Raw genomic sequence first — 11,203 nt, forward strand, 5'->3', positions numbered from 1 at the left:
TTAATATTGTATACGATAATGAGTAGGAGAAAATATGCTTTTATGCATATATATTTTTTCTCAATAAAAGGCCACTGATTTTTATCAGTGGTCTTTTACAAATGATTAAGCAGCTTTCTGTTCTGTTTGCGTAACAGGTTTTTGAAGAGTGTTATAAACACCAGTTCCGATTACTTCTAGTGCCATTTTCATACGTTCAGGTGAAATATTCTCAAATACGTTATCCTGAGGTGTGTGATATACCTTTTCGATATGGTAGATTAATGGATTCCAACTATCGACACCCATCCAAATAAATAGAGCTGCAGGAATACCAACTTCAGCAAACGGTACGTGATCACTAGAGCCAAATTTCCCTTGCAGAACGAGGTCATTATTTAATTGTTTACTTGCTTGTAAGGCTGCATCTGTTACAAGGTTTGGAGAACCGTTAGGCGTCATAGCATATAAATTCTTTGCTTTATCGTAATTTGTTGCGACCATGTCTGCGTTAAAGACACCTAAAATTCGATCGCGTTCTTTTTGGGATAAACTATTAACGTAATAATCAGAGCCAAGTAAGCCAGTCTCTTCAGAACCAAAAGCAATAAAACGAATTTCTTTATCAGTTTCTACATTTTGAAAAGCACGAGCTAACTCTAATACTAATCCTGTACCAGAAGCATTATCGTTTGCTCCAGGTGCTCCAACAACACTATCGTAGTGTGAACTTACAACGACAGCTTTTTCATTACCTGTACTGTTTTTGGGTTTCTTTTTAGCGATGACGTTTAATGATGTTAAATTAGATTCATGTCTCGCTTTTAGGGAAAGAATTGTTGTTCCTTTTTTAGCGATTTCTTCTTTAAATGCATTTCCTTGTGCATAAGCAAGACCAAAGACAGGGACAGACTGCTTTTTCGTTAGACGGGGATTGAAAGTTTGTCCGTAGTTTCCACGACCGCCAATTAAACTGTATAAAAGAACACCTTTTGCTCCTTTGCTAACAGCATTTTCAACTTGTTTATTATAGTCAGCTACTGTTGTTCCTCTTTCAAATAGAACAATCTTTCCATTTACTTCATTTGGAATATCCTCTAATTTTGTCCCACCTTGAACAAAGATAAGAGGAGCTGTAATAGCTTCTGTAGAAATTAGTGCGTTAGGAGCAGCGCCAGCTTGCCAATTACGCTTTGTGGATAATGGAGATTCAATAAAGCCAACGTATTGATCAGGCACTTGAAATGGCTGATATTCTACTTCATAGCCCATTGATTTAAGTTGCATACCAACGTAGCGGGAAGCCCATTCTTCTGATTTTGTCCCACCAGGGCGAGGACCAATTGTTTCAGATAAGAAACGAATGTGTTCGATGGCGCGGCTTGCATCAACCTGTTTTGTGATAGGTGAAATTTGTGTGATTTCTGACGTGGAATCAGCTTTGGCTTGTCCGATTGGAGCTAAGCTAACAGCGAGTGATACAGCAAGCAAAGAGCTTACTATCTTTTGTTTCAAAGATTTTTTCATTTTTTCCTCTCCCATTCTTCTATTCTCTCTGACTGACAAAAGAAGACGGATAACAACTTCATTTTACCTTTATTTTTATTATTTTTCAATATTCTGACATTGAGAAATAATAAAAGTTATATGCATATTTGCATATTTTTGATGGAGATATGTATGCTATCATTTTAAATGAAGGTTCGCTTTCTGCTTGGAAAGCTCCTACATTGCATGAATCTAGTGTACCCAAACTTTAGATTATGTGGAGAAAAGAATCCTATAGGGTTTCTTTTCTCATGTTTGAATCATGTGATGATAAATATGTTTCCGCATTTCATACTTATTATCAGTGATATATGTAAGGCATCCATATGAAAATACGAGGCTGTTCAAAGGTTTTCCGTACTTTTGGACAGCCTCACCCCGTTAAAAGGGCGATACTCTATGTATCGTCCTTTTTTGCATAAAAAAACACCCAATCAAATGTTTACTTGATTGGGTGTGAAAAACTATTAATAATATTTTTTTCGTTTTGTAGCTAAAATACTTAACAATCCAGCTAGTATAAGTACGATGCCCACTGTTTGAGTAGGATCATTTTTGTGACCTGTATTTGGAAGTTCTTTACCCGTATTTCGGCCATCTTGCTGTTTGTTTATCTGTGTTTCAGGATTTCCTTTTTCTGATTCTTCGGAAGTTCCCTTACCATGTGTTTCGGGATTTCCTTTTTCTAGTTCTTCAGAAGTTTCTTTTCCTGTTTCCTCTTCTTTATTAGGAGGAGTAATTGGTTTATCATCTCCATCTGATGAAGAGTCGATTTTTTTATTTGAAACTGTAACTTGTAGTGGTGTGGCTTGAGCTTTTTCAATTGTAAAGTTTATTGGTGATGCATCTAATTGATAGCCTGTAGGAGCCTTTGTTTCCACTAATTGATAATTGCCAGGCTTCAAATCATTTACGATTAATTTACCATGCCTGTCTGTTTGTAAACCTTCTCGTACTACTTTTCCGTCTTGATCTAAAATATTGAAAATGGCACCTTCAAGTGTTCCATGGTGATCCATATCAACTTTAGTTAACTCCATTGAACCTGTTGTTAAACTATTTAAAGCAGTAACAGAAGTAACTTGAGATTGTCCTTTCGCAATTGTGAAAGGAATTAGTTTAGCGCTTAAATCGTATCCAGTAGGAGCTTTCGTTTCGACGAACTGATAGTCACCCGGACGTAAATCAGAAACAGAAATTTTTCCACCTTTATCAGTAGTTAAATCAGAACGAACGTCGTTGCCGTTCATATCAACGATTTTAAAGATAGCTCCTTCAAGAGTAGAGTTGTCAACGTCGTCGACTTTAGTTAATACAACAGCGCCTTTCGTTAAGCTATTTGTAGCAGTAACAGAAGCTGTAGCCGTTTGACTTTTTTCAACAGTAAACTTGATAGGGTTTTGATTTAAGTCGTAATGAGTAGGAGCTTTCGTTTCAATAAACTGATAGTCTCCAGGACGTAAATCAGAAACAGAAATTTTTCCATCTTTATCGGTAGTTAAATCAGCACGAACGTCATTGCCGTTCATATCAACGATTTTAAATACTGCGCCTTTAAGAGCAGAACCGTCAATGTCATCTACTTTAGAAAGTTCCACAGCGCCTTTCGTTAAGCTATTTGTAGCAGTAACAGAAGCTGTAGCCGTTTGACTCTTTTCAACAGTAAACTTGATAGGATTTTGATTTAAGTCGTAATGAGTAGGAGCTTTCGTTTCAATAAACTGATAGTCTCCAGGACGTAAATCAGAAACAGAAATTTTTCCATCTTTATCAGTAGTTAAATCAGAACGAACGTCATTGCCGTTCATATCAACGATTTTAAAGATAGCTCCTTCAAGGGTAACCCCGTCGATGTCATCAACTTTCGTTAATTCTACAGCACCTTTCGTTAAGCTATTTGTAGCGGTAACGGAAGCGATTTTTTCTTGTCCTTTTTTAACTGTGAACTTAATAGGTGTTTCGTTTAAGTCATAATGAGTAGGAGCTTTTGTTTCGATAAACTCATAGTCTCCTGGCGGTAATTCATCAACAACTAAACGGCCGTTTTTATCAGTAGTTAAATCAGTGCGGACGTCGTGTCCATCCTTATTAACAATTTTAAATACCGCACCCTCGAGTGTTGTATTTTCTTCAACATCATCCACTTTAATTAACTCCACACTACCTTTCGTTAAGCTGTTAGTAGCTGTAACGAAGACATGTTTTGTTTGACTTCTTTCAATTGTGAACTTAATAGGATCTTCATTTAAGTCATAATGTTTCGGAGCTTTCGTTTCAATAAATTGATAGTCTCCAGGTTGTAAGTCTTTAGCGATGATTTTTCCATCTTTATTGGTAACTAAATTCGTACGAATATCATTACCGTTCATATCAGTAATTTTAAATACCGCGCCTTCTAGCGTTTCTTTTGCATCTAAAGAGTCAACTTTCGTTAATTCAACGCCACCCTTAGTTAAGCCGTTTTTAGCAGTAACAGAAACATGAGTTGTTTGGCTTTTCTCAATAGTGAAAGGAATCGGTATTTGATTTAAATCATAATCTTTCGGAGCTTTCGTTTCCACGAATTGATAATCTCCTGGTCTTAAATTAGAAGCAGAAACTTTCCCGTCTTTATCAGTAGTTAAATTTGTGCGAACAATTTTACCTTTCGCATCAATGATGTTAAATACTGCATCAGAAAGTTTTGTATCTGGATTTATATCATCCACTTTAATTAAATCTACAGCACCTTCAATTAAGCTGTTCTTAGCAGTGACTTGTAACTTCTCTGCTTGGCTTTTCTTAATTGTAAATTTAATCGGTGTAGCATCTAGTTTATAGTGCTTCGGAGCCGTTGTTTCAATAAATTGATAGTCTCCAGGATGTAAATCAGAAATAGAAACTTTACCTTTCGCATCTGTTGTAATGTCAGTGCGAACGTCATTTCCTTTCATATCAACAATTTTAAACACTGCCCCTTCAAGAACAGTACCATCAATATCATCCACTTTAGAAAGCTCTACCGCACCTTTTGTTAAACTATTTTTAGCAGTAACAGAAATCGGTTCGGCTTGTCCTTTTTCGATAGTGAAAGGAAGTGGTTCTTTATTTAAATCGTAATGTTTCGGAGCCGTTAGCTCAATGAATTGATAATCTCCCGGACGTAGGTCAGAAACGCTAATTTTACCTTGTGAATTTGTTGTAAGTTTCTCGCGAATTACAGTACCCTTCATATCAACAATGTTAAATACTGCGCCTTCAAGAGTAGTACCATCGACGTCATCTACTTTAGTAAGTTCCACGCCGCCTTTTGTTAAACTATTTTTCATAGTAACAGTAGCAATATTTTTCTGGCTTTTTTCAACTGTAACTACCATTGGCTTTTTGTCTAAATCATAATGTTTAGGAGCCGTTGTTTCGACAAATTGATACGTACCAGGACGTAAGTTTTCAACAATAATTTTTCCTTCACCGTTCGTTTTTAAATCTGGTTTAATTACAGTACCGTTTTGATCTAGTAAATTAAACACGGCATCGGCAAGTTTTGTTTGATCGTTTAAATCATCCACTTTAATTAATTCGATACTACCTTGTTTTAAACTATTTTTAGCGGTTAAAGAAATAGTCTCCTTTTGCCCTTTTTCAATAGTGAAATTGATTGGTGTTTCATCTAAAACGTAATGCTTAGGAGCTTCTGTTTCGATGAATTGATAATCACCAGGACGTAGGTCGTTAATTTCAATTTTCCCTTTACCATTTGTAACAAGACTTTTATGAATTACAGTACCCTTCATATCAACAATGTTAAATACTGCGCCTTCAAGTTTAGTACCATCGATGTCATCTACTTTAGAAAGTTCCACTGCACCTTTTGTTAGAGCATTTTTGGCCGTAACATGAAGCGTTTCAGTTTGGCTTTTCTTAATTGTAAATTCGATCGGTGTTTTATTTAAATCGTAGTGTTCAGGAGCAATTGTCTCAACGAATTGATACGTACCAGGACGTAGGTTTTCAACAACAATTTTTCCTTCAACATTTGTTTTTAAGCCTTCTTCAACTATCTCTCCGTTTGCATCTAATAAATTAAATACAGCATTAGGGAGCTTCGTATCAGTATTAATATCATCAATCTTTGTTAGTTCAACGCTACCTTTTTTCAAAGTGTTTTTACCTGTAACATTGATCTCTTTCGTTTGACTTCTTTCAATTGTAAATGGAATCGGTGTTTCGTCTAATACATAGTGCTCAGGAGCCTTTGTTTCAATGAACTGATAGTCTCCAGGACGTAAATCAGAAACAGAAATTTCACCATTGTCGTCTGTAATAAGGTTTGTGCGAACCTCGTTACCCTTCATATCAACAATTTTAAAGATTGCACCTTTCAGCATTGTACGATCGATGTCATCAATTTTCGTTAATGTGACTGCACCTTTCTTTAAGCTGTTAGTAGCAGTAACAGTAATGTTTTCTTTTTGACTTTTTCCGATAGTGAACGGAATAGGATCTTTCCTTAAGTCATAGTCTTTTGGAGCTTTTACTTCAATAAATTGGTAGTCACCTGGACGTAAGTCAGAAGCAGAAACTTTACCGTGCTCATCGGTAGTTAACCCTTTACGAACTACCTTTTTCGTATCATGAGCATCAACAATTATAAATTCTGCACCTTCAAGAGTAACGCCATCAATGTCATCAACTTTTGTTAAAGTAACGCCACCTGTAAGTAAGCTATTTGTTACAGTGACAGGGACTGGAAGATCATCCTTGCTACCTTTTTGAATCGTGAACTTAATAGGTGTTTGATCTAATTTATAATGTTCAGGAGCTGATGTTTCAATAAATTGATAATCTCCTGGTGCTAAATCAGGAATAACTATTACTCCGTAATCATCTGTTTTTAAATCTTTCGCAATTTCTTTGCCAGTTGCGTCTTGTAGTGTAAACACTGCGCCGGCAAGAGCGATACTACTCTCCACATCATCTTCTTTAATAAGTTTAACTTTTCCTTTCGTTAAACTATTTTTAAATGTAAGTGGAAGAAGTTTTTGTTGTCCTTTTTCGATTGTAAATTCAATTGGTTCTACATTTACATCGTAATAAGTTGGAGCCTTTGTTTCGATAAGTTTATAGTTACCAGGACGTAAGTCATCTACAACTAACATTCCTTTACTATTCGTAACAAGTTCCGTACGAGCATCTTCATTCGTATCTCTATTAACAATTTTAAATACTGCACCTTCAAGTGTTTCCTTTTCATTTGCAGCATTCACTTTTGTTAATTCAATACCGCCTTTTGTTAAGCTATTTTTAGCAGTAACAGTAATTGGTGAAGTTTCTTGACTTTCTTTAATCGTGAACTCGATAGGCTGTGTATTTTTATCGTAATACTTCGGTGCTGTTACTTCGATAAATTTATAATCGCCAGGGCGTAAGCCAGTAGCGATAGCTTTACCATCCGCGCCAGTTCTTACATTTTCGCGAATGACTTTCTTTTCATCATTAGCATCAACAATTTTAAATACAGCACCTGCAAGAGCTGTACCATCGATATCATCAACTTTCGTTAATTCAACATCTCCTGGTTTTAAAGCATTTTCAGCTTTCACAAGTAGAGTTTCTTTCTGACTTCTATCGATTGTAAATTCAATAGGTTCTGCTCGTAAAACGTAATGTTCAGGAGCAGCTGTTTCAATAAATTTATACGTACCAGGACGTAGCTTATCAGCTTTTGTTTTTCCATCAGCATCTGTAGTTAGGTCAGTACGAACATCATTATTATTTGCATCAACAATTTTAAATACGGCACCTTTTAGAGGTTTTTTATCACCGAATTCATCAACTTTTAATAATTCAACTTCGCCTGTTTTTAAACTATTTGTTGCCGTAACAGTAGCAAAAGACTGTTGGCTTTTGTCAATTGTAAACGTAATAGGATCTGTGTTTAACGTATAATCCTGTGGAGCTTTCGTTTCAATAAATTTATATGTGCCAGGCTCTAAGTCTTTAACAGTTACTTTACCATCAGCACCAGTTGTTACGTTTTCGCGAATAACTTTCTTTTCGTCATTAACATCAACAATTTTAAAGACCGCGCCTTTAAGAGCTGTACCATCGATGTCATCAACTTTTGTTAAAGTTACGCCACCTTTAATGAGGTGATTCGTTGCTGTAACAGTAAGTGCTTTTTGTTGGCTCTTTTCAATTGTAAATTTAATCGGTGTTTTATCTAGGTTATAATGTTTAGGCGCTTTTACTTCAACAAATTGATAATCTCCAGGACGTAAATCTTTTGCCTCGATTTGCCCTTGAGCATTTGTCGTTAATTTTCCGTAGCCAGGGATTATTTTGTTTTTTCGGTCCTGTACACTAAATACGGCCCCCGCTAAAGTTTCACCATTTTTATCAACTTTTGTTAGTATAGCCGAACCTTTAATTAAATTGTTTGTGGCTTCTTTTTCAATTACTGTTGTTTGATCTTCTTCGATTTTAACTTCAATAAGTTGACCATCTAATTGATAATGCTCAGGAGCCTTTGTTTCTTTTAAGTAGTAAGTTCCTGGTTTTAAATGATCTACAGTAATTTGTCCTTTATCATTTGTTGTTAATTCTTTATGTTTAGGAATGACTTGTTTGTTTTCATCCAGTAAAGAGAAAACAGCATGTTCAAGTTTTTCCTTACTGTGAGCATCAATTTTTGTAAGTACTACTTTCCCGACAAATTTCTTATTTGTAAGGGTGTAAGTTGTAACTTCTTTTGAACCTAGCTCAACAAGTATACCTTCTCTTAATTCTTTACTAATTACATAACCTTTAGGGGCTTTCGTTTCTTTAATTAAATATTTATCACGTCGTAAGTTATTAAACTTAGCGACACCGTCATTCCCTGTTGTAATTGTTCGAATAGCGGTTGTACCTGTTTGATCATATAAAGTAAATTCTGCTCCGGCTAATAATACTTTGTCATCTTTAGCATCAGCCTTTATTATTTGAAGGCTTCCGCGTCCTTTACTAGCAGAACCTCCTCCAGATCCAGAAGATACTTTAACTTCAACGAACTTAACATCTTCAACTTTCGTTAATGTTAAACGGTGACCAGTAATCGTCGCTTTATTACTTACCCGTTCATTATTATCTGCATTAATGAGTGTACGGTACTCTAAAATATAAGCTCGATTAATGGTATGAAGGAATTCAACTTTAAATTGTTGTTTCCCTGTATCGTTGTCTGTTATTACTTTGAGTTTATAGTCTGTTCCTTCTTTTAATTCATTTGCTGTATCTTTTGTTAAAGTACCATTTTCGGCTACTGTCGTCGGATATAGATGGAAAGACTTTTCATCTATTATTTGATTATCGGTCGGATCATCTGTTACGACTGCATTTTCAATAGTTGATTGACTCGGATTAATAGAAACGCTCCAATCAATATGCTTGTCATTTTGCTTCGCTGTTTTCGTAACACCGCTACCACCATTTGTGATCTTGAATGCACCATGAATACTAGCAATGGTTTCTGATCCGTCTTTTAAATCTGCATAATTATCGTAACGCTCATTAATTTGTTCACCTGCAAGTGAAGTTTTAAAGCTAATATGGTACGCCGTTTTAATTTCATTTTTAAAATGAATCGTTAATGTATTGTTATTATCTTTTGTCGGAGTTTCTATCGTATATTCGCTAGATGGAACAGGATCACCTACTTCAAATCCATGTGCACCACCAGTTAATTTCATGTGTCGAACTTCAATAGATTCCGGTATTAATTTTTGGTTATCTCTTAATACGTCAACGATAGAAGGATCCTTAATGGTTCTATTATTATAATTAAATCCAATATCCCATTTAATTTCTTTCGTTTGGGCGTTGTAAGCACCGTATTTAAATCCGTTTCCTTTTGTATAGCCGTCAGGATCGAATTTATCATTGGATGAACTATTTTTATCGTTCCCATTTATATCTTTCCATGATAACTTTGCTGTATTTTGGAATGAGTTATTTTTACTCTTATCCTCTTTTACTTTAGATAGGGTTTCGTAATTAAAGTCTGTTGTGTATGTGATAGTTAAAGTTTTATTCATATTAGACTTATAATCACCAGTTAGTTTCACTTCAAATCCTTTATCGGTTACATGAAGTGTGTAGTCATGCCCTAATTTAAGTTCTTTTGATCCATCAGTAATCTTGAAACTATTTTCCTGTAACGTTAGACCACCAAAGTCAAACGTATCCTTGATAACAGCATCGTTTAACACGTAGTTGTTATCATTGACAATAATTGTCCATTTTGTTGTTTTCGCATTGTAATCTGTATCGCCTGCATTTTTATTATGTTTCTTTATGATGTTTTGTTGTTGTAATGTAACTTTGTTTGTTTTACTTGAACCACCATCTGCGATAATTTTATTTTCGATTTCTCCATCTGCGATGACATCACCCGCGGCCTTTGATGTGTAAGTAATTACGTAGGCACTATCAATATCAGTAGTAAACTGTAAATCAAATCCCTCAGTCGTTTCTTTTACTGTGAAGTTTGTAGCGTCGTCACCAGTGACAATTTGCCCACTATTATTATAAGAAGCATTTTTGACAACAATAGAACTCCGATCAATTTTATGATCCTTATCTAGAATATCTTTTAAAAGAGCAGCCTCTTTTTTGATCTTTCTTTGGTCACCGTTGTAAGTGATCGTCCATTCGATTGTTTGTGTTTTTGGGTTGTACTTGCTAGTTTTTTCTAGATGTGTACCGCGTGAAACGGTTACAGTTGCATTTGTTGATACACTATCTTGATTATCACTAGATACTTTTGCATTGTTTTTGAAACTAGTAACACTTTCATCTGTAATCTTTGTTGCATATTCAATTTCATATGCTTTATTCGTTTCCTTTTTAAAGGCGATATTTAATTTATCAGAGGATGAAGTAAGTTCATATTCTTCCTTAGGAACTTCTGCACCACGAGTTGTCTTCCCGTTAATATCAACCTCTAAATAATAAACCTTAACAGAATCTTCGTTGAGGCTTGTCCCTTTTGGAATTTCATCTTGAAAGACGGCATTTGTAAGCTTATCTTTCGTTTTGTTCATTTCTACTTTCCAATTAATTTGATTCGTATTAATTGGTCTATCAGGTACACCTTTTTTATCTATAGATTTTGTTACTTTAGGTTTAAAATCAAGCTCAATAATAACGTCTTTTTCTTTAATAGGGAATGGGATTTGTTTTTCTGTAGTCCCTGTAATTTTTACTTCATTAAACTCCGTACGAATGTTTAAATGTCCAGCTATATTAGGATAATCGTCAATATATTCGTTAAAAGTCATCGTTACTTTGCCATCAGGCGTAACAACGAATGATCCAATCTTATTTCCTGTTCCATCTATTAAATCTTCTGTAATGGTATTGTGGACAATAAAGTAGTCTGGGAGTTGGAAAGTAAAGTAATCACCTTCTTTGGCGTTCAGCGATTTCAAGACTTCCCATGTAAAGTCGATTTGGGTAATAGAATTTGGATTTGGACGATTATCCGTATCATTAAATGGCTTACCGTCTTTATCCGTTAATGTGACACCTGTTAAAATGTTTTCTGTAATTTGCTTAGGTGATGGATCTGGATTATCAACAGGTTGCTCTGTTGTGTTATCACCAGGATTCTCCGTAGGTTGCTCTGCATCACCATTTTTTTGCTCATCCGCCGGTT

The 11,203-nt window shown here is 35.3% G+C and carries 2 protein-coding genes; both read right to left on the reverse strand.

The window, feature by feature from the left end:
• Nucleotides 1-105 precede the first annotated feature (105 nt).
• Nucleotides 106-1,506, reverse strand: a complete 1,401-nt coding sequence (locus tag KI369_RS07340) for a M28 family metallopeptidase (protein WP_212955550.1) — start codon at nucleotides 1,504-1,506, stop codon at nucleotides 106-108.
• Nucleotides 1,507-1,994: 488 nt separating this feature from the next.
• A partial coding sequence (locus KI369_RS07345) for a SpaA isopeptide-forming pilin-related protein (RefSeq protein ID WP_212955551.1) occupies nucleotides 1,995-11,203 on the reverse strand: 9,209 nt, incomplete at its 5' end.

The organism is Bacillus sanguinis (genome assembly GCF_018332475.1).
Lineage (GTDB): Bacteria > Bacillota > Bacilli > Bacillales > Bacillaceae_G > Bacillus_A > Bacillus_A sanguinis.

Excerpts from the sequence above, each read along its gene's own strand:
- KI369_RS07340 (WP_212955550.1), bottom strand. The coding sequence starts at position 1,506 with ATGAAAAAATCTTTGAAACAAAAGATAGTAAGCTCTTTGCTTGCTGTA.